Genomic DNA, 26,202 nt, shown 5'->3' with positions numbered 1-26,202 from the left:
TCGCAGCCGACAGATCCAGGGTGATCACTCGACTGTTCGTTCCGGGCCGGGAGGGCTTCGAGGAGCAGGACTCCCGCGCCGGCGCAGCGCTCGAACGCGTCCTGGCCCTCGACGAGGCCGAGGTACACGCGTCGTTGGAGGACGTCGCCGCGCGGTTCGACGGACGGCACCGCGATCTGCTCGACATCTTTCGTCGGCATGCCCGGGAGGTCGCCGACCGCCTCGACCCGGCCGCCGCCGTCTCCGAAGCTCGACTCCTCCTGCTGGGAGCGGTGTTCACCAGCGAGTACGCCATCGAAGGCGCGGCGCTGTGCAACCCCAGCATGGTGGCTCACCCCGACCAGGCCGGAATCGCCGCGGACAGTTTGCGATTCGTGATGAGCGTCCGCGGGATCGGCGAAGGACACATCTCGTCCATCGGGTTTCGCACCGGCATCGTCGACGGTGCCGGTGAGATCATCCTCGACGATCCGCCGGAATACGCGACCGCGGGCGCAATGGTGCCGACACTGCTCGACCGGTTGGTGATGAAGAGCGAGCTGCGCCGGCTGCACGGAGCCGGCGAGGCCGCAGACTTCATCCTCGACGGGCTTGGCGACAAGTTCACCCGCACCGATCTCGATATGCAGGTCGACAACTTGCAGAATCACCGGAGGACGCGCGGCCACGCTTCCGAGACGATCTCACTGATATACGCCATCGCCGAACGGACGTACGGCGTCGAACTCTCCACCGACATCGCGCTCTCGGAGCAGGTCATGTGGCCGGCGATGAGTGCCGAGAGAGCAGGAATGGAAGACGCACGATTCGTCCGGTTCGTCGACGACGACGGAACCGTGACGTTCTACGCGAGTTACACCGCCTACAGCGGATCCCACATCAGCCAGCAACTGCTGACGACGACGGACTTTCACTCGTTCACGTCCGTTCCGATGGTCGGCCGCGCCGCGGCCAACAAGGGTCTGGGCTTGTTCCCGCGACGAATTCGCGGCCGGTTCGCCGCCATGTCCCGATCGGACCGCGAATCCAATGCGGTCGCCTACTCGGATCACCCGTTCGAGTGGACGGAATCGCTACGGTGCCAGTCGCCTGCCCGGACCTGGGAGGCTGTGCAACTCGGCAATTGCGGACCGCCAATCGAAACCGAGGCCGGATGGCTGGTGCTCACGCACGGGGTCGGTCCGATGCGCACCTACCGCATCGGGGCGCTGCTGCTCGATCTCGAAGAGCCGTCGCGCGTCGTCGGTCAGCTCCGCCAGCCCCTGCTGAGTCCGACCGCCGACGAGCAGGACGGCTACGTCCCCAACGTCGTCTACTCGTGCGGCGCGCTGGTGCATCACGGAACGCTGGTGCTGCCGTACGGCATCGGCGACGCCGCAATCGGTTTCGCAACTGTTCCGTTGGAAGCGCTGTTGGCCGAGCTGAAATCCTGAACGCGGTCGCGAGCAACGTGGGCGCGGTAAAGGGTGTAGGCTCAGGTGTATCGGCCAGCTCGGTTTCGAGCGGAAATGGCCGATGAAAGAAGGAAATTCGATGGCATCGCCCGCACAGCTGCGCACACCCTACGGTCAACGTCTCGACCTGGTGGCCGACGTCATCAAGAGTCATTCGAAGCTCAAGGGCGAGGCTGCAGAAGATCTGGCCGTGCACGTGCTGCACGCGCTGAACTCGATTCCAGAGAAGATGCGTTGAGCCACCATGATCAGTTCAGCTGACGAGCAGCGAAAGTCCTTTCACGAGAACTCTATTCGCGTAGGCGCAGGTTTCGTTGCCAAAGAGCGGTCGATGGTCCTCGATTCGCTGTCGGCGCTCGCGCCTTACGTGGGCAAATGGAACCCCCGCGATGTGGAGATCGATGTCTCGCTGCAAGACCGGGGTAGCACCGAACAGCGGGTAACAGTGCGGGCGCGGCTGCCCCGTCTCCCGATGCTGGTCGCAACGGCCGACAACCCCGATATCGCTCGTGCGTTGAGTGAAGCCAAGCGGGAGCTGATTCGTCAGCTCGAGCACCAGAAGTCCGCGCACGAACCCATGAACAACCGCCGGCTCAACCGTGCGACGATTCGGCACCCGAGCGCGCCGTCCGACCTCGCCGACAAAGACCTTCGATCCGACTAGGCCCGCGGCTGCGGGTAGATGACGAGGCACTCGTGACCCACATCATGGAAGCACGCAGGATAGGTTCACCCTCGCAGGAACCCCGCAAACCGTTGACGGTATTCGACGTTCTCCGAGCCGGTGTTCGGAGACGTGCCTCGCGCGACGAGGCAGCCGAGGCCGAGACGGCATGGGACTCAGAAGGCGGGGCAATCGCGGCGTCCGCGCCGGCCGCTCACTGAGCTGAACACGCTCACTGAGCTGAACACCGTTCGCTGTGCACCGAGTGCGGATAGCCGTCGCCGCGGTGCTGAAACGACAAGATGCCGGGGTTGAGCACGACACCGTCGAGGATCTCTATGGCACGGCTGATCGTCGGAGTCGAGTCCCACGCCGCCGGTCCGGCCAGCACCGTTTCAAGATGCGGCAGCAGCGCCTCGCTGATCTCCCAGGTCGCTGAGTTCCACAGGTAGGACGGGCTGTGATCGACGGCGTAATACTTGACGCCGTTCGGCAGTTCGACGACGGGCTCGGTGAACGATGTCGGGCGCGCCCAGTCAAAGCCCATGCCGATGTCGCAGGACACGTCGACGATGAGGCTGCCCGGCGTGAAAGAGCTCAGGTCGTTCTCGGTTGCGAAGATCAATGGGGTGTCGGGGTCCTGCAACACGCAGTTGACGACGATGTCGTTGTCGGCGAGCACACGGGCCACCGGCACCACGCCGGCGTCCGGGGTGTCGGCCCAGGTTCGGTCCGGCGGCGCTCCGTCGTCGTGGCCCATCTGGACGATCTGGGTGGAGTGGATCGGTGCGGCGACGGCGGCGACCTCGCGGTTGGTCAGCACCCGCACGTCATCGACGCCGTGCGCGTTCAGCGCGGTGACGGCGCCGCGGGCGGTCGCGCCGAATCCGATGACCGAAGCACGCAGTCGCCGACCGTAGCTTCCGGTGATGCCGGCCAGCTGCATGGCGTGCAGGACGGAGCAGTATCCGGCCAGTTCGTTGTTCTTGTGGAAGACGTGTAGCCCAAAGCCGCCGTCGGCTTGCCAGTGGTTCATGGCCTCGAAGGCGATCAACGTCAGCCGCCGGTCGATCGCGATCTGCGTCAGCGCGGTGTCCTGTACACAGTGCGGCCACCCCCAGACGATCTGTCCCACCTTCAGTTCGGCCAGATCCTCGGCCTGGACCTTGGGCAGCAGAATGACGTCACACTCGGCGACGAGCTGCTCGCGAGTGCGGATCCCGCCGACGAGGACGGCCAGCTCGTCGTCGGTCGCCCCGAAGTCGGCGCCGTAGCCGTGCTCGAGGAAGATCCGGCGCCGGATCCGATCGTCGATCCTGGCGAAGTGCGCCGGGTGAATCGGCAGTCTGCGCTCGTTCGGTTTGCGTGAGCGGGCCAGAACTCCTAGCGAAAGTGTCTTCGGCTCAGCGCTTCTTGACATGAAGCAAAGCCTCGGTCGACGAGACCCGGGAGGTCTGCCGCTTGGCGTGCTTGACGGCGCGCTTCTCTTTGAGGGACTTACCGGACTTCTTCGACATCGTGTGCCGAGGAGACTTGTCAGACATCGCTGACCCCTTGCTCATGGGGGGCCTGGGTGGTCCCGATCCCCCGACTCTACTCCGGTGTGCCTCAGTCGCCTGGCGAAGCGACACCGACGCTCGGCGCGTTCGGCACGTACACTGAAGGTACGCCGACGCGCTTTTGTCGTCACTTTCATCTCGACCGGTCGTCCGCACATCTCGGGTTCCCCGCAAGAGCCCCACCTCGCCTGCACGGCCCGGATCGACCAGGACATCTCATGGCAATTACCGATATCGCTGCCTACGCACATCTCAGTGAGGCAGACATCGAAGCACTCGGCTACGAATTGGACGGAATACGACGCGAAATCGAGGAGAGCCTCGGCGCCGGCGACGCGGCCTATATTCAGCGCACCATCCGCTTTCAACGGACGCTCGACGTCACGGCGCGGGTGCTCATCGGTGCCAGCCGGGCGCGCACCGGCTGGCTGTTGGGCACCGCTGCGCTGGCGGTCGCGAAGAGCGTCGAGAACATGGAGATCGGCCACAATGTGAGCCATGGGCAATGGGATTGGATGAACGATCCCGAGATCCACTCGACCACGTGGGAGTGGGACATGGCCGGACTCTCGTCGCAGTGGAGGTATGCGCACAACTATCGACATCACATGTTCAGCAACGTTCTGGGTATGGACGACGATCTCGGCTTCGGCGTGATGCGAGTGACGCGGGATCAGCCGTGGCGGCCCCGGTATCTGCTGCAGCCACTGCAGAACCTTTTCCTGGCAGCCACATTCGAGTGGGGCATCGCTCTACACGATGTCGAGCTGCGCCGGGGCCAAGGCGTGACGGCCGACGCCAGGGCGCTGATGGGGAAGGTGGCTCGCCAAGCCGTCAAGGACTATGTGCTCTTCCCGGCGTTGAGCCGGTCTCGCTGGCGCAGGACTCTGGCCGCGAACGCGGTGGCCAATCTGGCGCGCAATCTCTGGGCCTACATGGTCATCTTCTGCGGGCACTTTCCCGACGGCGCAGAGAAGTTCACCGCTGACGTGCTCGAGCAGGAGACCAGAGCCGAGTGGTATCTGCGTCAGATGTTGGGCGCCGCGAACTTCAAAGCGGGGCGGTTGCTGGCATTCGCGAGCGGCAACCTGTGTTACCAGATCGAGCACCACATGTTCCCCGATCTGCCGAGCAACCGGTATGCGCAGATCGCCGTGCGGGTGCGAGCGTTCTGCGAGAAGTACGACCTGCCGTACACCAGCGGTTCGTTTGTCCGCCAGTACCTTCTGACGCTGCGGACCGTGCATAAACTTGCGCTTCCCGACGGGATGCTCACGGCCACCTCTGACGACGCCCCCGAGACCGCCTCGGAGCGTAGGTTCGGCACCGATACTCGCCCGGTGATGCGATCGGGTGGCCGCATCGTCGGGCTGCAGACGGCGCTGCGGACCCGTGCACGCCGGCTTCGGCGCTGACGCGCCTTCCGCGCACGGGTAGCCGGATCAGTCGGCGCGTACGGTTCGCGTGACGCCAGTGTTCGAGTCGCGTGTCCCGGTCCCGCCGATGTGGGGACGAGACGGCTATCCGTTTTCACCCCTCTAGTGCACACTTTCTCGATAGTGTCACCTCCGTGGACTTCGAGCTCGACGACGAGCAACGAGCCTGGGTGGCCGAAGTGCGGCAGTTCCTCGCCGAGAACGTCACGCCCGCGCTGAAGACCGAGATAGCCGAGCATGGCCTCGAGTACCAGGGGGGCGAAGTCACGGCGTTTCGCCGCAAGATCGGCGCGAGGGGCTGGTTCGGGATCAACTGGCCGACGGACTACGGCGGGCTGGGCCTGACCGCCACCCATCAGCACCTGCTGATGAGCGAATTCGAGTACGCCCGTGTGCCAGGGCCCGACCTGACGGTGACCTCGGTGGCGCCGATGATCATGCGGCACGGCACCGAGCAGAACAAGAGGGAGTTCCTGCCCGGCATCGCCCGCGGCGAGATCGTCTGCGCGCTGGGCTACTCCGAACCGAACGCCGGCACCGACCTGGCTTCTCTGCGCACCCGCGCGGTCCGCCACGGCGACGAGTGGGTGATCAACGGCTCCAAGATCTGGAACAGCGGCGCCCAGCGGTCCACCCACGAATGGCTCTGCGTGCGCACCGACCCGGATGCGCCGCGGCATCGCGGCATCTCGGTGATCATGGTTCCCGTCGACAGTCCCGGTATCGAGATCCACCCGCTGCACGCCTGGTCCGGCTACCGCACCAACGAAACCTTCTTCCGCGACGTCCGCGTGCCGGTGACCAATCTGATCGGCGAGGAGAACGCCGGCTGGACCTACATCACCGGCGCGCTGGACCACGAGCGCGGCGCGCTGACCACTCCCGGCGACCTGCGTCGCGCGCTCGACGAGCTGATCGCGACGGTGGGCAATCCCGATCCCGCGTTCCGTCGCCGACTGGCGCAGGCCGAAGCCGATGTCGAAGTCGCCAAACTGATGGGCTACGAAGCCGCGTCGCTGCTGGACGGCGGCCGCATCCCGACGGTGGAGGTCAGCGTCGAGAAGATCTTCACCTCCGAGCTGCGGCAGCGCATCGCCGACCTCGCCATCGATGTGCTGGGGCCCGACGGGCTGCGCGTCGGCAACTTCTTCGAACGCCTCTACCGGGTGTCGCCGCTGATGCGGTTCGGTGGCGGCACCAACGAGGTCCTGCGCGACGTGATCGCCCAGCGCGGCCACAAGATGCCGTCGTACGGGCGGTGACGGCATGCGAGTGATTCCCAGCCAGGACGACCGCGACCTCGCCGCGATGTGCCGCAGCGTGCTGGCGGCCGAGCTCGAGCCGGCGGCGCAGTGGAAGGCGCTCGCCGAGGCGGGTGTGCTCGGACTGGCCGCCGACGGCGGGCTCGGCGCGGTCGGCGTCTTCTGCGTCGAGGCGGGAAGAGCGTTGTGCCCCAGGGTCGTTCAGAGCACAATGTACGCTGCGTTGGCTGTCGAGTGGCTGGGCGTGGGATCTGATTGGCTGCCTCGACTGACTACGGGGGAGGCGCGCGGAACCGTCGCGTTGTTCAACCCGCGCGACACCGCCGACAGCCGACGAGTCGCGGATTACGTCACCGACGCGGATGCGGCGGACGTGATCGTCGCGGCCACCGATGCCGGCGTGGTGGTGGTGGACACCGCAGCGCCCGGCGTCGCGATCGAGCCCGTGCCGATGATGGGCGGTTATCCGGCATTCTCGGTCCGGTTCGACGACGGTCTGCTCGACGAGCCGACACCAGTAGATCCGGAACAGCTGCGCCGCGTGGCCAATGCCGTTGTGGCGCTGGACTGTCTGGACCTCGTCGGCGTCGGTGAGGCGGTGATCGACCGGACGGTTGCCTACACGACGATGCGCGAGCAGTTCGGCAGGCCGATCGCGTCGTTCCAGGCGGCGCAGCACATCGTCGCCGACATGCACATCGCGCTGGCGGCGGCACGACTGGCTGCGCAGTCCGCGGTGTTCTGGATCGGCCGGGGCCGCACCGGCACCCGCGAGGCGGCGGTCGCGCGGATGCGGGCCGCGGAGGTCAAGAAGATCACCCTCGACGCCCATCAGTTGCACGGCGGCATGGGCTACGTCGTGGACACCGGTCTGCACCGGTTCTCCGAGCGGGCGCGCATCCTTGCCACGCTCGGCGGCGGGGCGGACGTCGCCGCCGACTGGCTTGCGGGAGAGATGAACTGGACGTGAGCACCGACAGCCTCATCGACGACGAGTCCGCCGCCAAGATCGGTACCGTGGTGGCGGTCGCCACCGGCGACGTGTACCGCCGCGACTGGCAACGCTGGGCCGCCGCGGTCGGCGACCACAACCCGCTGTGGTTCGACGCCGACCACGCGCGGCAACACGGATATCGCGACATCGTCTGCCCGCCGCTGTTCCTGCAGTACGCCGTTCTCGGGGTGACCGCGCTCGGCGACCTGCGCCCCGACGGGTCGTCGGGCGCGGTGACCGGCGGCATGGCCTTCCCCCGCGCGCCGCGACGGATGGCCGGCGGCGAGAGCACCACGTTCCACCTGCCCGTGTATCACGGGGACGCCGTCGGGATGACGCGCACCGTCGACTCGATCGTCGAAAAGGAAGGCCGCTCAGGCAGGTTCGTGTTGGTGACCTGGCGGTCCGAGTATCGCAACCAGCACCGCGACGTGCTCGCCGAGGCCACCACGTCGATGATCGCCAGGCCCGCATGACTCACCAAACTCCCGCGAGCCCGGCTCGCGCAAGAGAACAGGTGTACTTCGAAGACGTCGACACCGGCGACGCAATCCCGGCGCTCACGCTCGCCGTCGACGAGACCCAGATGTTCTTCTTCAGCGCCGCAACCTACAACGGGCACCGCATCCACTACGACAAAGAGTGGGCGCGCGACGTCGAGGGCTACGACGACGTGCTCGTCCAGGGCCCGTTGCAGGCGGCGCTGCTGTCGCGGGCGCTGACCGACTGGATCGGCGGCGACGGTCGGCTGGTGGCGTTCTCGGTGCAGAACCGGGCCATCGCCTACCCGGGTCAGGAGTTGACGTTCGGCGGTGTGGTCACGGGAAAACACGACGGCGGGCTGGTCGACGTGGACATCCACTGCAGGCGCGGCGACGAGGTACTGATGCCGGGCACCGCGACGGTCGCTCTGCCGCAGCGGGATTCGCCGTGACGGGGCTGCGGGGCGAGGCGGCGATCGTCGGCATCGCCGAACTGCCCGCCGAGAAGCGGCAGAGCGGGCCGCCGACGTTCACGCTCGACCAGTACGCGCGGCTGGCGAAGATGGTGATCGAGGACGCGGGCGTCGAACCCGCCGAGGTGAACGGGCTGTCGAGCCACGGCATCGCCGAGTCGGACATGTTCGCCCCCGCGACGCTGTCGGAGTACCTGGGCCTGCCGCTGGACTTCGGCGACCGGGTCGACCTCGGCGGCGCCACCGCGGCGGGGATGGTATGGCGGGCCGCGGCGGCGGTCGAACTCGGCGTGTGCGACGCGGTGCTCGCCGTCGTGCCCGGCTCGACCGAGATCCCGCGCTCGGAAACCAAGCCGGGTCGCACGCTCGGCTGGTACGGGGCGTCGAGCAACAGCTACGGCTCCCCGCAGGCCGAATTCGAGATCCCCTACGGCAACGTCGGACAGAACGGCCCGTACGCGCAGATCGCACAGCGCTACGCGCACGAATTCGGCTACGACGCCGCGGCGTTGGCGCGGATCGCCGTCGACCAGCGCACCAACGCCTGTGCTCATCCGGGTGCCGTGTTCCACGGCACGCCGATCACGGTCGGCGACGTGCTCGACAGCCCGGTCATCGCCGACCCGATCCACCTGCTCGAGACCGTGATGCGCGTCCAGGGCGGCGCCGCGGTGCTGATCGCCAACGCCGACGTCGCACGCCGGTCGCCGCACCGCCCGGTGTGGCTCAAGGGATTCGGCGAGCACATCCGGTTCAAGACGCCCACCTACGCCGACGACCTGATGCGCACCCCGATCGCGCGGGCGGCGGAGCGCGCGTTCGCGATGGCGGGCGTGCAACGCGACGACGTGGACGTGGCGTCCGTCTACGACTGCTACACGATCACGGTGCTGATGACGTTGGAGGACGCCGGCTTCTGCGGCAAGGGCGAGGGTATGAAGTGGCTCGCCGGGCACGACCTGACCTTCCGCGGTGACTTCCCGCTCAACACGGCAGGCGGCCAACTGTCCTACGGGCAAGCGGGCATGGCGGGCGGCATGCACCACGTCGTCGACGGCGCCCGCCAGATCATGGGCCGGGCGGGTGACGCGCAGGTGGCCGACTGCAACACGGCCTTCGTCACCGGTACCGGCGGCATCATGAGCGAGCAGGTCGCGCTGATCCTCGGTGGAGACTGACATGACCGTGCCGCTGCCCGTGCCGACGCCGGTGTCGCAGCCGTTCTGGGACGGGCTGCGCGAGCACCGGATCCTGATCCAGTACTCGCCGTCGTCGCAGCGCTACGTGTTCTATCCCCGCACGCTGGCCCCCGGAACGCTCGTCGACGACCTCGAGTGGCGCGAAATCGACGGTGCCGGAACGCTGTACACCTACACCGTCGCGCGGCGTCCGACCGGTCCGCCGTGGATCGAGAAGCTGCCGCAGCTGCTCGCGGTCGTCGAGTGGGACGTCGGGCCGAAGCTGAGCACCGAACTGGTCGAAATGGCACCCGAGGACATCCGGATCGGGATGCGGGTCGCGCCGGTCTTCTGCGACGAGGGCGCGACGACGTTGTTGAGGTACCGGCCCGCGCATGATTGAGACCGTGCAGCAGCTGCTGCGAACCCGGATGGCCGACGACTCGCCCGCCGTCAAGTACGGCGACCGGACCTGGACGTGGCGCGAGCACCTGGCCGAGGCCGCCGCCGAGGCGTCCGCGCTCATCGCGCTCGCCGACCCCGCCAAGCCGATGCACGTCGGCGCGCTGCTGGGAAACACACCCGCGATGCTGCGCTCGATGGCCGCCGCGGCGCTCGGCGGGTACGTGCTGTGCGGCATCAACACGACCCGGCGAGGGGAGGGGCTGGCGGCCGACATCCGGCGAGCGGACTGCCGACTGGTGCTGGCCGACGCGCAGCACGTGCCGCTGCTCGACGGGCTGGATCTCGGCGGCGCGACCGTGCTCGACGTCGACGCCCTGAAACTCGACGACGCTGAACCGCTTGTGCCGCACCGCGAAGTGACCGGTGCCGACACCGCGCTGATGATCTTCACCTCCGGCACCAGCGGCGACCCGAAGGCGGTCCGCTTCGCCCACGCGATGGCGGTGATGTGCGGAGCAAGCCTGGTCGACCGGTTCGGGCTCACCGCTGACGACGTGTGCTACCTGTCGATGCCGCTGTTCCACTCCAACGGGGTGGCCGCGGGCTGGGCGGTGGCGATCGCCTGCGGCGCGACGATGGTGCCCGCCAAGTTCTCGCCGTCGCGGTTCCTGAACGACATCCGCCGATACGGCGCGACCTACATGAACTACGTCGGGAAGCCACTGGCCCTCGTGCTGGGCACACCCGAAAGTCCCGACGACGCCGACAACCCGCTGCGCGCCGCGTTCGGCAACGAGGCCACCGAACGCGACATCGACGAGTTCGCCCGCCGATTCGACTGCCGGGTGGTCGACAGCTTCGGCTCCAGTGAGTTCGCGGTGGTCGTCATGCGCGAGGACGGCTGCCCACCGGGGTCGATCGGCAAGGGGTATCCGGGCGTCAGCGTTTATCACCCGGACACCGTGACCGAATGCGCGACAGCCCAATTCGACGAGCACGGTGCGCTGACCAACTTCGACGACGCCGTCGGCGAGCTCGTCAACACCTACGGCGCGGGCGGATTCACCGGTTACTACAACGATTCTGCCGCCACCGACGAGCGGATGCGCCACGGCATGTACTGGTCCGGCGATCTGGCGTACCGCGACGCCGACGCCTGGATCTACCTCGCCGGCCGCACCGCGGACTGGATGCGCGTCGACGGGGAGAACCTCGCCGCGGGCCCTGTCGAGCGGATCCTGCACCGGCTGCCCGCGATCAACCTCGTCGCGGTGTACGCCGTGCCCGACGAGCACGTCGGCGACCAGGTGATGGCCGCCGTCGTACTCAACGAGCCGGTCACACCGGAGCAGTTCGAGAAGTTCCTCGCCGCCCAACCCGATCTGTCGCCGAAGGCGTGGCCCCGCCATGTGCGGATCAACACCGCGCTACCGCAGACCGCGACCAACAAGATCCTCAAGCGCGCGCTCATCGCAGACGGCGTGACCGCGGGCGACGGTCAGTTGTGGTCTCGCGAGCCGCGCGGCCGAGCGTTCAGACCGGCGTGAGCGCGCAGCCATGTACAGTTTCCGCGACCAAATGTGTACAAGCTTGTGCGCTCGCGTTACCTGTAGGCGACCTGCCAGTGCTTGATGCCGTTGATCATGGCCGACCGCAGCCGCTGCGGCGCCGCGAGCGGACGCAGATCGGGCAGGTGATCGGCGATCGCATTGAACATCAGGTCGATCGTCATCCGCGCGAGGTTGGCGCCGACGCAGTAGTGCGCCCCGGTGCCGCCGAACCCGAGATGCGGGTTGGGGCTGCGCAACACGTTGAACGAGTACGGCGAGTCGAACACGTCCTCGTCGAAGTTCGCCGACCGGTAGAACAGCACCAGCCGCTGGCCCTTGCGGATCGGCACGCCGGACAGCTCGGTGTCGGCCATCGCGGTCCGCTGGAACGCGGTGATCGGCGAGGCCCACCGGATTATCTCGTCGGCGGCGGTCTTCGGCCGCTGCTCCTTGAACAGCTCCCACTGGTCGGGGAAGTCGGTGAAGGCCATCATGCCCTGGGTGATCGAGTTGCGGCTGGTCTCGTTGCCCGCGATCGCCAATGTCACGACGAACATGCCGAACTCGGCGTCGTCGAGCTGACCGTCGGCGTCGGCGTCGATCAGCGTGGTGACGATGTCCCGATCTTTGGGCCCAGGCTCCGAAGCCTTGCGCTGCGCCAATTGCATGGCGTACCACATCATCTCGCTTGCCGAGGCGAGCGAGTCGTACTCGGCGAACTCGGGGTCGTCGTCGCCGATCATCCGGTTGGACCAGTTGAACAGCTTCTCGCGGTCCTCCTGCGGCACACCGAGCAGCCCCGCGATCGCCTGCAGCGGCAACTCGCGGGCGACCTGCAGCACGAAGTCGCCGGAACCCTCGGACGCGGCTTGGGCGGCGATGCGCTGGGCGCGCTCACCGAGCTCGGCGCGCAACCGCTCGACGGCGCGCGGGGTGAACCCGCGGGAGACGATCTTGCGCAGCCGGGTGTGCTCGGGGTCGTCCATCATGATCATCGACGCCCGGCCCGCCTCGATCTGCCCGCCACCGCCGGTCACCTTGTACCGCGGGACCACCGACTTCTCGGCCGACGAGAACACGTCGGTGCGCAGCGACACCTCGCGCACGTCGCAGTGCTTGGTCACCGCCCAGTAGCCGCCGTCGCCGAACCCACCGACGTCGGCCGGCTGCTCGTTCCACCAGATCGGCGCCGTCCGGCGCAGCTCGGCGAACTCCTCCATCGGGACCCGCTCGGCGTAGATGTCGGGATCGGTGAAGTCGAAGCCCTTGGGCAGATTCGGTGCCACCATGCCTTCAGGATGAAACACCCGCACAGCGCACACAGAGGATTGCCCAGATCGGCAGTGGAGACGGCGTGATGGACGACGGAGTGCAGGCCTTCATGCAGACCGTGAACGATGGTTTCCCGGCGGTCGAGACGATGACCCCCGACGAGGCGCGGGCCGTCGTCGCCGATCGCCGCCTCCCCGTTGAGAACCTCGACGACGCAGGCAGCGAGGACCGCCCGGTGCCGGGTCCCGCCGGTGACATCCCGGTGCGGATCTACCGGCCGCGCGGCGACGGCGGCCCGCGACCCGCGGTGGTGTTCTGCCACGGCGGCGGGTTCGTGTTCTGCGATCTGGACTCCCACGACAGCTTCTGCCGGGCGATGTCGCGTCACACCGGCACGGTCGTCGTCTCGGTGGACTACCGGCGCGCCCCCGAGCACCGCGCGCCGGCGGCGGCCGAGGACACCTTCGCCGCGTACCGATGGGTGGTCGAGCACGCGGGCGAGTTGGGCATCGAACGGGTGCTGGTCGCCGGCGACAGCGCCGGAGGCAACCTGGCGGCCGTCACCACCCTGATGTGTCGCGAACGCGACACCCCGATGCCCAGCGGACAGGTGCTCATCTACCCGGTCCTTGACCCGTCGTGCGACACCGACAGCTACCGCAGGTACGCGACCGGTTACGTCAACACCCGCACCGCGATGCGGTGGTACTGGCGGCAGTATCTCGGCGACTCGACGCCCACACCGCAGATCGCCCCGGCCACGGCGCCGTCGCACGCCGGTCTTCCGCCCGCTGTCGTCGTCACCGCGGGGCTCGACGTCCTCCACGACGAGGGGGTGTCGTACGCCCACCGGCTGCGCACCGCGAATGTGCCTGTCGTGCAACGGGATTACCCCGGGCTCTTCCACGGGTTCGTGACCATCACGCCGTTCCCCGCTGGAGCCTCGGCGCGCGAGCTGCTGTGGGCGGACATGCGGCGGCTGCTGACCAAGGTGGAGGTGGCGGCATGACCGTCGACGCGATCGTGATCGGCGCCGGGTTCGCGGGGTTGTACGCCGTGCACCGCTGCGCCGCGGAGGGACTGACGGTGTTGGGCATCGAGGCGGCGCCCGGCGTCGGCGGTACCTGGTACTGGAACCGCTATCCCGGCGCCCGCTGCGACGTCGAAAGCGTCGACTACTCCTACTCTTTCGACGACCGGCTGCAGAGCGACTGGACGTGGACCGAGCGGTTCGCCGCACAGCCGGAGATCCTGGCGTACCTCAACCACGTCGCGGACCGGTTCGACCTCCGGCGGCACTACCTGTTCGGCGCCGAGGTGACCGCGGCCCGCTTCGACGCCGGTGCATGGGAGGTGCGGACCGCCGACGGCGAAACGCGCCGCGCCCGATTCCTGTTGTGCGCGACGGGATGCCTGTCCGCGGTCAACCGGCCCGACATCCCCGGGCTCGACGACTTCGCGGGAGAGGTGTACTACACCGCGGCGTGGCCCCGTGAGGACCCGGACCTCAACGGCAAGAGGATCGGCGTCGTCGGGACCGGGTCGTCGGGTATCCAGGCGGTGCCGATCCTGGCCGCGCAGGCCGAGTCGTTGGTGGTGTTCCAGCGCTCGCCGAACTACACCATCCCGATGCCCAACTACCCGTGGTCCGAGGATGACTGGGAGCGGATCCAGCGGGAGTACCCGGAGCGACGGCGGCGCTCTGCCTACGCGCCTGCGGGCACCCCGCACGGCACGTACCACAAGAAGGCGCTCGACACCGCACCCACGGAACGGCTCGAGGCGCTGTGGCAGCGCTGGCGGGACGGCGGCGTGCTGTTCAGCAAGACCTTCCCCGACCAGACGTCGGTGCTGGAGGCGAACGACATCGCGCGAGAGTTCGCCGAGGAACGCATCCGCGAGATCGTCGCCGACCCCGCCGTCGCCGACGATCTGATCCCCACCGACCACCCGATCGGGACGAAGCGGATCTGCACGGACGGCGGCTATTACGCGACGTTCAACCGCGACAACGTGCGGTTGGTGAACCTGCGCCGTGAGCCGATCGAGGCGATCACCCCCGACGGTGTGCGAACCGGTGCCGCGGCCTACCCGTGCGATGTGCTGGTGTTCGCAACGGGTTTCGACGCGCTGACGGGGGCGATGCTGCGGATCGATCCGGTCGGCCCGCAGGGAGACCGGCTGTCGCAACTGTGGGCGGACGGCCCGGTGACGTTCCTGGGCGTGATGGTGCCCCGGCTGCCGAACCTGTTCAGCTTCAGCGGACCCGGCAGCCCGTCGGTGCTGGCGAACATGGTGCTGCACGCCGAGGTGCAGGTCGACTGGGCGGTACGGCTGATGCTGGCGGCGACGAGCCGGGGGATCACCGAAGTCGAGCCCCGCCGTGACGCCGCGCGGGCGTGGACGGCCCACGTCGAGGAGGCCGCCGAGCGGACGCTGTTCGTCAAGGCGCAGTCGTCGTGGTACCTGGGGTCCAACATCGACGGCAAGAAGCGGGTGTTCATGCCGTATGCGGGCGGATTCGGCAATTACCGCACGGCACTTGACGATATTGCCGCGCAGGACTATTCGGGCCTGGTGCTCACCACGCGCGGGTGAGGTGGTGGCGTTCCGGTTTGCAGCCGACGCCGGGGCGCTAGTCTTCTGGACACAACCAGATCCAGGAATCGGGGGACCCACCGTGGACAACCGCAAATACGCCCGCGCCAGCCAGGACGCCCGCGCCAAGGAGATCGAGGAGGACGCCCGCCGCCTGCGCGAATTCGACACGTTCGCGAAGTTCTCCGACAAGGACCTCAAGCGGCTGGTGGAGGCGGCACATCGCACCTCGACGTCCGGTCCGTGGCCCCTGATCCGGGAGCAGACGCCGTCGGACTCCTGCTACATCCTGCTCAGCGGCGAGGTCGGGGTGTACGTCGGCCATGACCGCATCGCCGTCGTGGGACCCGGCGAGGTCATCGGCGAATCCGTGCTGCGCGGGTCGCTACGCAACGCCACCGTGACGACGACGGGCCGGGCCGAGGTGCTGCACATCGCGCGCGACGAGATGCACCGCCTGCTGAACGAGATCCCCGCCCTGCGCGAGACCATGGACGACACGGTGAAGCGGCACGTGCCGGGAGCGGCCGACTAGCCGAGGTCGGAAAGCACCTCGTATCCGGCGTTGTAGCCCGGGATGAAGGTGATCCCGGGGCCGCCGTGGCAGCCGGCGCCGCCCAGATACAGCCCGTCGATGCCGATCGGCAGATCGCGGAAACCCTTGGGCCCGGGCCGGTTCGGCCCCATCAGGTCCGGGTGCAGCAACCCGTGGCAGAAGTCGCCTGCGGGCGCGCCGAACATGGTGTTCATGTGGTACGGCGCGAACGTGATGTGCCGGATCTGGATCTGCTCGAAGTTGGGTGCATAGCGGCAGATCTTCTTGACCACCTGGTCGGCCATCTCGTTCTTCAGGTGACCGTGCTGCTCGCGGGGAGTTTCGACCGGGAACGCGAACGCGTAGGCGCTCGCGGCGTGCATGCCCGGCGGCGCCATGGCCGGATCGTGCACCGACGGGATCTGCATGCCCAGCGACGGATTGTCCGGAATGACGCCACGGCAGGCGTTCTCCCACTGGCGTTGCTGCTCTTCGGGGGAACCGAAGATGCCGACGGACGGTTGCATGCCGGGTTCGTTGAGGAACTCGTACGGGGCGGCGAACTCGGGTAGCCCGTCCAACGCGAAGTGCATCTGCACGAACGACGCCCGATGGTCACGCCCGGCCAGCCGCTCCACCAGCCTCGGCGAAACATGCTCGCGGGCAACGAGGTCGAGCAGCGTGGTGTCCGGTGACAGGTTCGACACGACGACCGGCGCGGTGATCACCTGGCCGTCGCGGCAGCGCACCCCGGTGATGCGGCCGTCGTCGACCAGGATCTGCTCGACCCTGGTGCGGTAGCGGATCTCGCCGCCGCGGCTCTCGAACATCTCCCGCAGATGCTCGGTGAGTGCGCCGATGCCGCCCTCGAGCTTGGTCATCATCTGCGCGCCCTCGTCGGGCACCGCCAGCGCGAAGGCCAGGCAGGTCGCGCTGCCCGGCGTGTAGGGCCCGCGGTAGGTGGAGTTGACGGCGAGGAACGCCAGCATGCCGCGCATGACGGCGTGCTTCTCGCGGTCCGGCAGATAGCGGTCGATGACGTCCATCGCCGAACCGAACAGCGTCTCGTGGATGGCCCTGCGCTCGGCCTCGTTGGCCGCGCACGCGTACATCTCGTCGAGGGTCTTCGGCGGCGTGCGGACGTCGAAGCGGCCCAACGCCTTCGCGGGCCCCTGACTCCAGGCGATCAGCTCGGCCATGCCCATGACCGCCTCGTTGCCGTGCTTGTCGGCCAGGTGCGCCATCAGCTCCATGGGGTCGCGGTAGAAGACCATCGCCTCCTCGCCGGCCTCGCCGATGTTGACGCTCATCACGTCGGCGTCGACGGTCGGCAGGGTGTCCAGGCCCAGGTCCTTGGTGATCTCGCTCGGCGTGGGGAACTGCACCGACCCGGCGATCTCGTAGCGGAAGCCGTCGATCAGCTCGACGGTGGCGGCCATGCCGCCTGCGTAGGTGTTGGCCTCCACGCACAGCGTGCGCAGGCCGGCGCGTTGCAGGATCGCCGCCGCGGTCAGCCCGTTGTGCCCGGCGCCGACGACGATCGCGTCGTAGTCACTCATGCGGGCACCTTATGTCAGTACTGACGTAATTGTGTCGGTACTGACAAGAACAGCTAACATCGGCGGCATGGCCGCGCCCGTCAATTTGCATCAGCAGCGCCGTACCGCCACGAACGAGGCGTTGCGGCGGGTGGCGCTCGCCCGGTTCGCCAAGGACGGGTTCGCCAACGTGACGGTGGCCCGGCTCGCCGAGGAGGCCGGGGTCACCGAGCGGACCTTCTTCCGGCACTTCCCGACCAAGGAAGCGGTGCTGTTCGGCGACTACGAGACGCAGCTGGAGTGGCTGGCCGAAGCCCTCGCGCGGCGGCCCGCGGCGGAGTCGCTGTTCGACGCGGTGCTGGCCGCCGTCGTCAGCTTCCCGCACGACCTGGAGGTGGTGCGCCAGGCCGCGCTGCTGCGGGCCTCGCTGCTCGGCGCCGAGCGGGCCGCCGGACACCTGCGGGTGGTGCAGGCGTCGTTCGCCGAGGTGATCACCGATTTCGTCCGGTCGCGCCACGCCGACGTGCCGGAGTTGACGGCCGACGTCGCCGGAGCCGCCGTCGCCGCGGCGCTAGTCGTGGCGGTGGAGAACTGGGGCCGCAGCGGCTGCACCGGCGATCTCGGCGCGATCGTGGCCGACAGCGTCACCCTGGTGCGGTCGGGATTCGCGGCGTTGCGCTGAGCGGTCGAATCTTCGGTTGCGTCTGTGTCAGTTCGGGTACGCGGGGTGAGTGGAACGGCTCAGCGGTCTGGATGCCAGCTTCCTGTACAGCGAATCAACCACCGTGCCCCTGCATGTGTGTTCGGTAGCCGAGCTGGACACAAGCTCCATGCCCGGTGGCTACACATTCGAGCGGTTCCGCGACACCCTGGCCTCGCGAATGCAGGCACTGCCGGAACTGCGGGCGAAGATCGCCGACAGTCAGCTGAATCTGGACCATCCGGTCTGGATCGACGACGACGACTTCGACGTCTCCCGCCATCTGCAGCGGATCGACCTGCCGTCGCCAGGCGGACGCCGGGAACTCGCCGAGGTCTGCGGGCACATCGCGTCGCTTCCGCTGGATCGCAACCGGCCGGTGTGGGAGATGTGGGTGATCGAGGGCATCGCCGGCACAGACCCGCACCAGGGGGCCCCGCTGGCGTTGATGATCAAGGTGCATCACGCCGCGGTGGACGGCGTGTCGGCCGCCAACCTACTCAGCCATTTGTGTGATCTGGAGCCGAACGCTGCCCCGCCCGAACCGGTCCCCGGGCCGGGCGGGGGGACGACGCTGGAGATCGCGCTCGGCGGATTGATGCGGTTCCTCACCCGCCCGCTGCAGTTGGCACGGGTCGTGCCTGCGACGGTGTCGACGGTCGCAGGCACGGTCAGCCGTGCGGTGACCGGCTCGGCGATGGCGGCACCGTTCAGTGCACCGGCGACACCGTTCAACGCTGAGGTGACCGCCGAGCGCTCGATCGCGTTCGCGCAGTTGGACTTCGACGATGTCAAATGGGTGAAGAACCGGTTCGGCGTAAAGGTCAACGACGTGGTGATGGCGCTGTGCGCGGGGGCGCTGCGCGAGTACCTGCGCAACCGCGGTGAGCTGCCGGACAAGCCACTGAAGGCCGTCGTGCCGGCGTCGGCGCACGAGCAGTCCGACCGGCCCGGCCGCAACCAGTTGTCGGGGATGTTCTGCAACCTGCACACCGACATCGCCGATCGGGCCGAACGGCTGCGGGCCATCGCCGAATCGAGTTGGCGTGCCAAGGATCACAGCTCCGCGATCGCGCCGACGCTGCTGGTCGACTGGACCCAGGTCATCACGAGGGGGACGGTCGAGTTGCTGTTGGGTTTGATGAGGCACACCCCGATCACGCATACGGCAATCCACAACGTCGTCATCTCCAATGTGGCGGGACCGGAGGCCACGCTGTACGGGCTGGGCGCCGAGATGAAGGCGCTCTACCCGCTGGGGCCGATCTTCCACGGGTCGGGGCTCAACATCACCGTGATGTCGCTGAGCGGCAAGCTCAACGTCGGCATCATCTCGTGTCCGGACCTGGTGGACGACCTGTGGGATCTGGCCGACCGCTTCGAGCTGGAGCTGGCCGAATTGCTCTGCGGCCGTGTGCCTTCGCACCGGTAGCGGGCGTCGGCCTGATCATCACGGCCGTGACGACGATGGCGACGACCGGGACCACGGCCATGACGAGGCTGAGAACGTGTATCGCGTCGAGCATGCTCTCGGTCGCGGCCGTGGCCACGATCCTGGCCCGTTCGGGATCGAGAAGGTGAGAACCGCCCGCATGACCGCCGTGGGTCGCCCGGAAACTCTCGCGCGCCTCCTCGATTGTGATGCCCGAGCCCGACAGCTTGCTCGTGCCCTCGCTGAGGATGAGGTTGATGCCGACGAGCGCGAACACCGTGGGGCCCAGCGAATAACCCGCTTGATTGACAGCGCTTTTCACACCGGAGACCGCGCCGCCGAGCTGAGCGGGGGCGCTGGCCATCATGATCGACGCCTGCGGGGTGGCCACCATGGCACCGCCGACGGCGGTGAGGGCCACGGCGACGAACACCACGGCCAAAGAGGTGTTTTCGTCGAACAACCGAGGCAGCAGCACCGCGGCCAGCATCACGGCCAACCCGCCGACCAGCACCGGCCGGTCACCGAACCGCGCCGCCGCCGGCCCTGCGGTCGTGGCGGCCACCGCGGCCAGCGCGGTCGCCGGGATCAGCAGAAGTCCGAGCACCTGCGGCGACTCACCGCGGACGGTGACGAGATAAAACGCGAACAGGATCATCAGCCCGCCGGTGAGGAAGTTGAACGCCAGCCCCGCGCCGGCAGCGGCGTTGAAGCGGCCGCTGCGGAAAATCGAAAGATCCAGCGCCGGTTGGGGGGTTCGCAGTTCCCAGGCGACGAACCCCGCGGCGGCCACCGCTCCCGTGCACAGCGCCGTGACGGCGACGACGTCGATGCCCGTTTCCAGCCGGGCGATACCGAAGACCAGGGCCAGCAGCGCGACCGCGGCCAGCGCCAGCCCGGCCAGGTCGAGGGCACGCGGGGCGCGCGGTATCTGCGGTACGTGCCGCAGAGTGATGGCCAGGGCTACGGCGGCCAGGGCAGGTGTGACGAGAAGACCTGCCCGCCAGCTCATTTGGGCCACCGCCAGGCCGCCGATCGCAGGTAGCGGGGCTGCGACCGCGAGCCCGACGCCGAAGTACCACGCGATCACGGTCGTCCTGCGCTCGGGGGCGAACACCGTGTTCACGATGGCCAGCGACAGGCCCAGCAGGGACGCCAGGGCCACACCGGTGCCGGCGCGCGCCACCATCAGCACCGCAGCGGTGGGGGCGGCGGCGGCCAGGACGCCGAAGGCGATCGTGCCGACCAAGCCGATCAGGTACATGCGCCTCATGCCGTACACGTCGCCCAGGGTGCCCGCACCGAGGACCGCGGCGGCCATCGTCAGTGTCGCCAGGCTCGCGGTGAAACTCGCGGTGCTCGTTGTCATCCCGAGGCCGAAGCGGACTGCGGAGATGTCGGCCGACAGGATCGTCGGGTCGACGACGGCCGCCGTGTACCCCAAACCCATCGCGACGATGGTCATCCTGGCCGCGGTCCGCGACAACCGAACGTCGGTGGCGTCGAGCGAACTCACGGTGCGACGAGCGGTCGCACCATGTCGACCACCGCATTGTTGAACTTGGCCGGCTCGTCGACGAACGGCTCGTGACCGGACTCGTCGAACCACACAAGTCGCTTCGACGGAGCGCTGAGCGCGTCGAAGTACGCCAGGCTCGTCTCCGGAGGCACCCAGTGATCGCGGCGCCCCACGAAGAACACCACCGGCATGCGCACCGCGGGCACGTCCGTCACGAGGTTGAGCGCGGAGACTTCCTCCCACATCGCGTCCATCGAGAACCGGAAGCCGCGGACCTGGTTCACCAGGTCCAGCGGCGACGACTCCCGGCCGCCGCCGAACACCGCGCCGCGAAGCTTCCACAGGGCCGCGGGACTGAGTTGACCGTCGAGACGCTGCAGCCAGGTGCGTTCGGTGAAGACGCTGGACCCGGGGTAGGGCGGCGGGCCGATCGCGCGTAACGCGTTGAGCGCCTTGCGGTTGTCGTGCTGTTCGGCAGCGGCGACCGCGCAGGCGTATGACGCGGACTCCGCAGCCGACCCGTCGCCGATCTGGGCGGTGCCGAGGTACGCCGCGACCCGTTCCGGGTGGCGGTCGGCGTACAGCACGCCGAGCAGCGAACCCCACGAGTGGCCGTGCAGGACGACGCGCTCCTGGCCGACGCGGGCGCACACCGTGGCGACGAGCTCGTCGAGGTCGGCGAGGAACTGCTCCACGGTCATCGACGAGCGCGGAATGCCGGGGCGAAACGACTTCCCGGCGCCGCGCTGGTCCCAGTAGACGACGGTGAACCGGGTTTCCAGTTCGGAGTTGAAGTGACGCAACAGGCGGGTCTCGCTGAACCCGGGCCCGCCGTGCAGATGGATGAGCGGCGGGTTGGCCAGGTTCCGGCCGCGGATCATCACCCACTGGTCGGCCCCGCCCAGCCGGCAGTAGCCCACCTCGGCGACGCTCTCGGGCACGACGCCGCCCGTCGCCGTGCGGAAGGGCTTGGTGCGTCCCGGGCGCCTCATGCAAGACAAGCTTGCCCGGAAAGTGCGCGGTCGTTAGAGCCCAAGGACCCCGATCTCAGGGACGAACGCTGATGACCGGCTTGATCAACCACAGCGCCAACACGATCGCGATCACCGGTCCGACGGCCATCATCGCGGCGAGGGTGTGGATCGCGTCGACGGCGGTGTGGGGCGCCTGCTCGATGACCAGTCGCGCCTGCTCCGGGTTGACCATCTGCGCGCCGCGGCCCCCGTGCGCGACCAGGAGCGCCTCCCGGGCCTCGGCGCGGGTGAGCCCGTCCTGGTGCAGGTCGCGCACGCTGTCGGTGAGGAAGAGGTTGATGCCGATGAGGGCGAACAGCGCCGGGCCCAGCGAGTAGCCACCCTCGTTGACGGCGCTCTTGACGGCGGAGACCGCGCCGCCGAGATCGGCCGGTGCGCTGCTCATCATGATGGTGGCCTGCGGCGTGGTGACCAGCGCGCCGCCCACCACGATGAGCGCCGCGGTGATGAACACCGTCGTTCGCGTGGACTCGAGGGTGAACAGTCGCAGCATCAGCAGGCCGCCGAGCATGACGACCAGCCCGGTGATCATGACGGTGCGGGGGCCGAACCGGTTCGCGGCAGGTCCGGCGGAGGTGGCGGCGACGGCGGCCATCGCGGTGGCGGGGATCAACAGCAGGCCGAACAGCTCGTGCGACTCCTTGCGGATGGTGACGAGGTAGAAGGCCAGCAGGACCATCGAGCCGCCGAGCACGATGTTGAACATCACGCCTGCGGTGACGGCGGCGTTGAACCGGCCGGAGCGGAAGACGCGCATGTCGAGCGCGGGGTCGCGGGTGCGCAGTTCCTGCCAGACGAACGCGGCGCCGGCGGCCAGACCCAATGCGATGGCGGTGAGCCCGGCGGTGTTGAAGCCGGTTTCGATGCGCGAGATGCCGAAGATCAGGCCCAGCAGCGCGACGGCGAACAGGCCCATGCCCATCAGGTCGAGCCGCCGGGCGGCGCGCACGGTCTCGGGCACGAACCGCCAGACGATCAGCAGCCCGACCGCGGCGATGACCGGCACGACGAAAAAGCAGGCACGCCAGCCGATTGCGTGCCCGAGGGCGCCGCTGATCGCGGGCATCGGGGTGGCGACGGCATAGCCGACGCCGAAGTAAGCGGCGATCGCCGCGGCTCGCTTCCCGGGCGGGAAGACGGCGTTGGTGATCGCGAGCGAGAGCCCGATGAGGAAGGCGAACGTGATCCCGACGCCCGCACGCGCGACCATCAGGGCCGCGGGCACGGGCGCGGCGGCCGCGAGCACGCTGAACGCGATCGCGCCGGCGAGGCCGACGAGGTACATCCGCCGCATGCCGTAGAGATCGCCGAGCGCGCCGGCGCTGAGGACGGCGGCCGCCATGGTGAGCGTCGCGAGGCTGTCGACGAACGTGGCACTGCCCCCGGTGATGTGCAGGCCGGACGACACGAGTTGCAGGTTGGCCGACATGCTCGTCGGGTCGCCGATCGAGATCGCGTAGCCGAGGCCCATGGCGACGATGGTCATGGTGGCCGCGAGTCCCGAGACCTGGCGCTGCACAGCGGGGGCTTCCGGCACGCGGTGGATGCTACTGGCCGTGGTGGATCGGCTCAGGGGAATGCGGGTGGACTATTCAGCAGGGGGCTTCGATGCGGAAGGGCGCGGTCGTCGATTGTCCGGGTTCGGCCACGTTCGAGACGACGGCGGTGCCGGTGATCGTGTACGTGCCGTCGACGAAGGAGGCCTCGGCCTTGCCGGCGTCGCCGCCGGCGATGCCATGCAGGCCGTCGATGTTCTCGATGCTGACCGTCTCGACGATCGGCCGGTCGCCGCCGAGTCGAAGGGACGCGCTGGCGTTCCCAGGAGCGGCAGTTGCCTCGATCGACAACATCCAGTCGATCTGGGTGCACGAGACGACCTGGGTGTTGCGTGACTTGTCCGCCAGTGTGATGCGGCCCGCTTTCTCAGGCCGTTCAGCGGGTTCGGGACCCGTCAGTCCGCACCCCGCGGTGAGGGTGACGGCCGTCAGCGCCGTCGCAAGGCCAAGCCACCGGGTCCGCATCGCACACCTCCCGTGACACGGGGTTACCCAAAACAGTGTGTTAGCCACACGTAGAGCGTGCGCGCCCGTGAGGTTCAGCATGCAAATATCCGGGAATTCCATGCGTGATGGATCCGACGGCGAAGGTCATCGACAAACTCGTGAATCCCTCACGGGTAGTTGATCTTGACCGCCTGCGCGACCGGGTTTCCGGAGCGACGGTGTTGATCACGGGCGCGTCGTTCGGCATCGGAGAAGCCGCCGCGTACAAGGTGGCGGCGGCAGGGGCGACCGTGCTCATGGCGGCGCGTTCGGCAGACAAGCTCGACGAGATCGCGCGGGCCATCAACTCCGACGGCGGACACGCGATCGGTTATCCGGTTGATCTGAGCGACGAGGTCGCCGTGACCACGTTGACGAGGCGGGTCCTCGCCGAGCACGGGCCGCCGGACATCGTCGTGAGCAATGCCGGCAAGTCCATCCGCCGCGAGCTGCACCACCAGTACGAGCGGCCGCAGGACTTCGACCGCACCATCGGCGTCAACTACCTCGGGCCGGTCCGGTTGCTGCTGGGATTGCTACCGGCGATGCGGGAGCGTGGCTCCGGGCACGTCGTGAACGTGTCCAGCGTCGCGGTCCGCGTACCGCCCGGTCCGCGCTGGGGCGTTTATCAGGCGTCGAAAGGCGCGTTCGACATGTGGCTGCGCAGCGTCGCGCCCGAGTTACATGCCGACGGCGTGGACGTCACGTCGATCTACCTGGGGCTGATCGATACCCGGATGTCCGCGCCGACGGAGAGCCTGCGCAAGGCGCCCACGCTGTCTGCCGACGAGGCGGCGGACATCGTCGCGAAGGCGATCATCGAACGGCCGCGGACGATCGCGCCCTGGTGGCTGTGGCCCGCCGAGGTGGCCACGGTGCTGCTGCGGGCACCGGTGGAGCGGGTGACCCAGCTGTGGTGGCGACGCACCCGGGACACCGACTCAGCACGGTAAGGCGGATCCACGACGAGCTCGTCAACGTCAGCGGTCGCCGGAGCCGAAGCACACCAGGCGGCGCGCCCCACGGCCGGCGGCCATGTCGCTGAAGGCCGTTTCGACGTCGTCGATGCCGATTCGCTGCGTCACCAACGCCTCGAGATCCAGCCGTCCGCGCAGTGCCAGGTCTGCGAGGACCGGGATGTCGCGCACCGGATCGCTGGCACCGTAGACGCTGCCCCGCATCGTCTTGCCGTCCGCCATCAGTGAGAGCGCGGGAAACGTCACTGAGTCATCGATGCCGGCCGCGCCCACCAGCGTGACCGTGCCGCCGCGGCGGGTGCAGTCGTACGCGGCGCGAATCGTCGCGGCCTTCCCGACGACCTCGATCCCGTGATCCACCCCGGCGCCGCCGGTGAGCCGGTGAACCGTGGTCACAAGATCGCCGTCGCTCGCGTCCACCGTGTCGGTTGCGCCATTGGCAGTCGCGGCGGGAAGCTGTTCCGCCACCGTGTCCGCGGCGATGATGCGCGCGGCGCCGGCAACTCGCGCTCCTTGTATCGCCGCCAAACCCACACCGCCGCAACCGATTACCAGCACACTCTCGCCCGGCCGCACTGCTGCGGTGCGCAGCACCGCACCGACGCCGGTCGTCACCGCGCAGCCAAGCAGCGCGGCGAGATCCAGCGGCATCGACCGGTCCACGGCCACGACGGCGTCGGCGGGTATCAGCGCCTGTTCGGCCAGTGTTCCCGCGCCCATCGACGGCCACACCGGACCGCCGGCAGCTGAGGCGTACGGCTCCGCGAAGGCATGTTGCAGCCCTTGTGGGCACAGGTGTGAATCGCCGCGCAGACAGTGCGGACACATCCGACAGGGAACGTTCCAGGTGAGCACGACATGGTCGCCGGGTCGTACCCGCGTGACGTCGGGCCCTACCTCGACGACGATCCCCGCGCCCTCGTGACCGAGCGTGCAGGGCAGGAGGGCGGGCATGCCGCCGTCGCGTAGCGACAGGTCGGTGTGGCAGATGCCGCTGGCCGCCAGTTGAACCTTGACCTCGTGGCGTCCGAGCGGGCGCAGTGTCAGGTCTTCGACTGCGCAAGGTCGGCCGACCTCGCGCAGCACCACCGCCTTCAT

The 26,202-nt window shown here is 68.4% G+C and carries 26 protein-coding genes; 17 read left to right on the top strand and 9 right to left on the bottom strand.

The window, feature by feature from the left end:
- Positions 1-20 precede the first annotated feature (20 nt).
- From ABGB19_RS25650 to ABGB19_RS25640, 3 genes are all read left to right on the top strand, one after another.
- Positions 21-1,433 (top strand): glycoside hydrolase family 130 protein, encoded by a 1,413-nt coding sequence (locus ABGB19_RS25650; RefSeq protein WP_347688812.1) that lies wholly within the window; start codon positions 21-23, stop codon positions 1,431-1,433.
- A 100-nt stretch (positions 1,434-1,533) separates the two neighbouring features.
- Positions 1,534-1,692, top strand: coding sequence for a DUF6307 family protein (locus ABGB19_RS25645; RefSeq protein WP_347688811.1), 159 nt, complete (start codon positions 1,534-1,536; stop codon positions 1,690-1,692).
- Between the two features lie 93 nt (positions 1,693-1,785).
- On the top strand, positions 1,786-2,118 hold the full coding sequence (locus tag ABGB19_RS25640; protein WP_347688810.1) for a hypothetical protein: 333 nt from the start codon (positions 1,786-1,788) through the stop codon (positions 2,116-2,118).
- Between the two features lie 232 nt (positions 2,119-2,350).
- On the opposite strand, the gene ABGB19_RS25635 is transcribed toward ABGB19_RS25640, so the two are convergent.
- The gene (locus tag ABGB19_RS25635; RefSeq protein ID WP_347688809.1) at positions 2,351-3,538 is read right to left on the bottom strand and encodes a N(5)-(carboxyethyl)ornithine synthase; all 1,188 of its coding nucleotides are present in this window, start codon (positions 3,536-3,538) and stop codon (positions 2,351-2,353) included.
- The gene (locus ABGB19_RS25630) at positions 3,522-3,662 is read right to left on the bottom strand and encodes a hypothetical protein (protein WP_347688808.1); all 141 of its coding nucleotides are present in this window, start codon (positions 3,660-3,662) and stop codon (positions 3,522-3,524) included. The genes ABGB19_RS25635 and ABGB19_RS25630 overlap by 17 nt, the downstream gene beginning before the upstream one ends.
- A gap of 233 nt (positions 3,663-3,895) precedes the next feature.
- Between ABGB19_RS25630 and ABGB19_RS25625 the strand changes: the two genes are divergently transcribed.
- From ABGB19_RS25625 to fadD1, 8 genes are all read left to right on the top strand, one after another.
- On the top strand, positions 3,896-5,092 hold the full coding sequence (locus tag ABGB19_RS25625) for a fatty acid desaturase (protein WP_347688807.1): 1,197 nt from the start codon (positions 3,896-3,898) through the stop codon (positions 5,090-5,092).
- Positions 5,093-5,247: 155 nt separating this feature from the next.
- On the top strand, positions 5,248-6,375 hold the full coding sequence (locus ABGB19_RS25620) for an acyl-CoA dehydrogenase family protein (RefSeq protein WP_347688806.1): 1,128 nt from the start codon (positions 5,248-5,250) through the stop codon (positions 6,373-6,375).
- 4 nt (positions 6,376-6,379) lie between these two features.
- Positions 6,380-7,345, top strand: coding sequence for an acyl-CoA dehydrogenase family protein (locus tag ABGB19_RS25615; RefSeq protein ID WP_347688805.1), 966 nt, complete (start codon positions 6,380-6,382; stop codon positions 7,343-7,345).
- Positions 7,342-7,845, top strand: a complete 504-nt coding sequence (locus tag ABGB19_RS25610) for a MaoC family dehydratase (RefSeq protein WP_347688804.1) — start codon at positions 7,342-7,344, stop codon at positions 7,843-7,845. The genes ABGB19_RS25615 and ABGB19_RS25610 overlap by 4 nt, the downstream gene beginning before the upstream one ends.
- Positions 7,842-8,303: a MaoC family dehydratase gene (locus tag ABGB19_RS25605; RefSeq protein ID WP_347688803.1), complete on the top strand. Its 462-nt coding sequence runs from the start codon at positions 7,842-7,844 to the stop codon at positions 8,301-8,303. The genes ABGB19_RS25610 and ABGB19_RS25605 overlap by 4 nt, the downstream gene beginning before the upstream one ends.
- Positions 8,300-9,502 carry a thiolase family protein gene (locus ABGB19_RS25600; protein WP_347688802.1) on the top strand — a complete coding sequence of 401 codons (1,203 nt, stop codon included), beginning with the start codon at positions 8,300-8,302 and terminating at the stop codon, positions 9,500-9,502. Before ABGB19_RS25605 ends, ABGB19_RS25600 begins: the two co-directional genes overlap by 4 nt.
- Position 9,503: 1 nt before the next feature.
- Positions 9,504-9,905: an OB-fold domain-containing protein gene (locus ABGB19_RS25595; RefSeq protein ID WP_347688801.1), complete on the top strand. Its 402-nt coding sequence runs from the start codon at positions 9,504-9,506 to the stop codon at positions 9,903-9,905.
- On the top strand, positions 9,898-11,454 hold the full coding sequence (fadD1, locus tag ABGB19_RS25590) for a fatty-acid--CoA ligase FadD1 (RefSeq protein WP_347688800.1): 1,557 nt from the start codon (positions 9,898-9,900) through the stop codon (positions 11,452-11,454). The genes ABGB19_RS25595 and fadD1 overlap by 8 nt, the downstream gene beginning before the upstream one ends.
- A gap of 56 nt (positions 11,455-11,510) precedes the next feature.
- On the opposite strand, the gene ABGB19_RS25585 is transcribed toward fadD1, so the two are convergent.
- A complete protein-coding gene (locus ABGB19_RS25585) occupies positions 11,511-12,746 on the bottom strand; it encodes a cytochrome P450 (RefSeq protein WP_347688799.1) in 1,236 nt (411 codons plus the stop codon).
- A 68-nt stretch (positions 12,747-12,814) separates the two neighbouring features.
- Here ABGB19_RS25585 and ABGB19_RS25580 point away from each other — a divergent pair, with 68 nt between their 5' ends.
- From ABGB19_RS25580 to ABGB19_RS25570, 3 genes are all read left to right on the top strand, one after another.
- Positions 12,815-13,738, top strand: a complete 924-nt coding sequence (locus tag ABGB19_RS25580; RefSeq protein WP_347688843.1) for an alpha/beta hydrolase — start codon at positions 12,815-12,817, stop codon at positions 13,736-13,738.
- Positions 13,735-15,327: an NAD(P)/FAD-dependent oxidoreductase gene (locus ABGB19_RS25575; RefSeq protein ID WP_347688798.1), complete on the top strand. Its 1,593-nt coding sequence runs from the start codon at positions 13,735-13,737 to the stop codon at positions 15,325-15,327. Before ABGB19_RS25580 ends, ABGB19_RS25575 begins: the two co-directional genes overlap by 4 nt.
- Positions 15,328-15,409: 82 nt before the next feature.
- Entirely contained in the window at positions 15,410-15,862 is a 453-nt protein-coding gene (locus ABGB19_RS25570) for a cyclic nucleotide-binding domain-containing protein (protein ID WP_347688797.1), read from the top strand.
- Here the strand turns inward: ABGB19_RS25570 and ABGB19_RS25565 are convergent.
- The gene (locus ABGB19_RS25565; protein ID WP_347688796.1) at positions 15,859-17,421 is read right to left on the bottom strand and encodes an NAD(P)/FAD-dependent oxidoreductase; all 1,563 of its coding nucleotides are present in this window, start codon (positions 17,419-17,421) and stop codon (positions 15,859-15,861) included. The two genes, ABGB19_RS25570 and ABGB19_RS25565, sit on opposite strands and share 4 nt — an antisense overlap.
- Before the next feature lie 67 nt (positions 17,422-17,488).
- Between ABGB19_RS25565 and ABGB19_RS25560 the strand changes: the two genes are divergently transcribed.
- Both ABGB19_RS25560 and ABGB19_RS25555 read left to right on the top strand, forming a co-directional pair.
- Positions 17,489-18,082, top strand: coding sequence for a TetR/AcrR family transcriptional regulator (locus ABGB19_RS25560; RefSeq protein ID WP_347688795.1), 594 nt, complete (start codon positions 17,489-17,491; stop codon positions 18,080-18,082).
- A 49-nt stretch (positions 18,083-18,131) separates the two neighbouring features.
- Positions 18,132-19,532 (top strand): wax ester/triacylglycerol synthase family O-acyltransferase, encoded by a 1,401-nt coding sequence (locus tag ABGB19_RS25555; protein WP_347688794.1) that lies wholly within the window; start codon positions 18,132-18,134, stop codon positions 19,530-19,532.
- On the opposite strand, the gene ABGB19_RS25550 is transcribed toward ABGB19_RS25555, so the two are convergent.
- Genes ABGB19_RS25550 through ABGB19_RS25535 form a run of 4 tightly spaced genes read right to left on the bottom strand, consistent with a single transcriptional unit; the run spans position 19,429 to position 24,208 of the window.
- Positions 19,429-21,048: an MFS transporter gene (locus tag ABGB19_RS25550; RefSeq protein WP_347688793.1), complete on the bottom strand. Its 1,620-nt coding sequence runs from the start codon at positions 21,046-21,048 to the stop codon at positions 19,429-19,431. The genes ABGB19_RS25555 and ABGB19_RS25550 overlap by 104 nt on opposite strands.
- Positions 21,045-22,043: an alpha/beta hydrolase gene (locus ABGB19_RS25545; protein ID WP_347688792.1), complete on the bottom strand. Its 999-nt coding sequence runs from the start codon at positions 22,041-22,043 to the stop codon at positions 21,045-21,047. Before ABGB19_RS25545 ends, ABGB19_RS25550 begins: the two co-directional genes overlap by 4 nt.
- Positions 22,044-22,098: 55 nt before the next feature.
- The gene (locus ABGB19_RS25540; protein ID WP_347688791.1) at positions 22,099-23,622 is read right to left on the bottom strand and encodes an MFS transporter; all 1,524 of its coding nucleotides are present in this window, start codon (positions 23,620-23,622) and stop codon (positions 22,099-22,101) included.
- A gap of 55 nt (positions 23,623-23,677) precedes the next feature.
- Positions 23,678-24,208: a lipoprotein LpqH gene (locus tag ABGB19_RS25535; RefSeq protein ID WP_347688790.1), complete on the bottom strand. Its 531-nt coding sequence runs from the start codon at positions 24,206-24,208 to the stop codon at positions 23,678-23,680.
- A 5-nt stretch (positions 24,209-24,213) separates the two neighbouring features.
- Between ABGB19_RS25535 and ABGB19_RS25530 the strand changes: the two genes are divergently transcribed.
- A complete protein-coding gene (locus tag ABGB19_RS25530) occupies positions 24,214-25,080 on the top strand; it encodes an SDR family NAD(P)-dependent oxidoreductase (protein WP_347688842.1) in 867 nt (288 codons plus the stop codon).
- A gap of 27 nt (positions 25,081-25,107) precedes the next feature.
- Here ABGB19_RS25530 and ABGB19_RS25525 read toward each other — a convergent pair whose 3' ends face one another.
- On the bottom strand, positions 25,108-26,202 hold the full coding sequence (locus ABGB19_RS25525) for a Zn-dependent alcohol dehydrogenase (RefSeq protein WP_347688789.1): 1,095 nt from the start codon (positions 26,200-26,202) through the stop codon (positions 25,108-25,110).

The organism is Mycobacterium sp. B14F4 (assembly GCF_039871645.1).
In the GTDB taxonomy this organism is placed as follows: domain Bacteria; phylum Actinomycetota; class Actinomycetes; order Mycobacteriales; family Mycobacteriaceae; genus Mycobacterium.
This window is presented reverse-complemented; position numbering and strand designations above follow the sequence as displayed.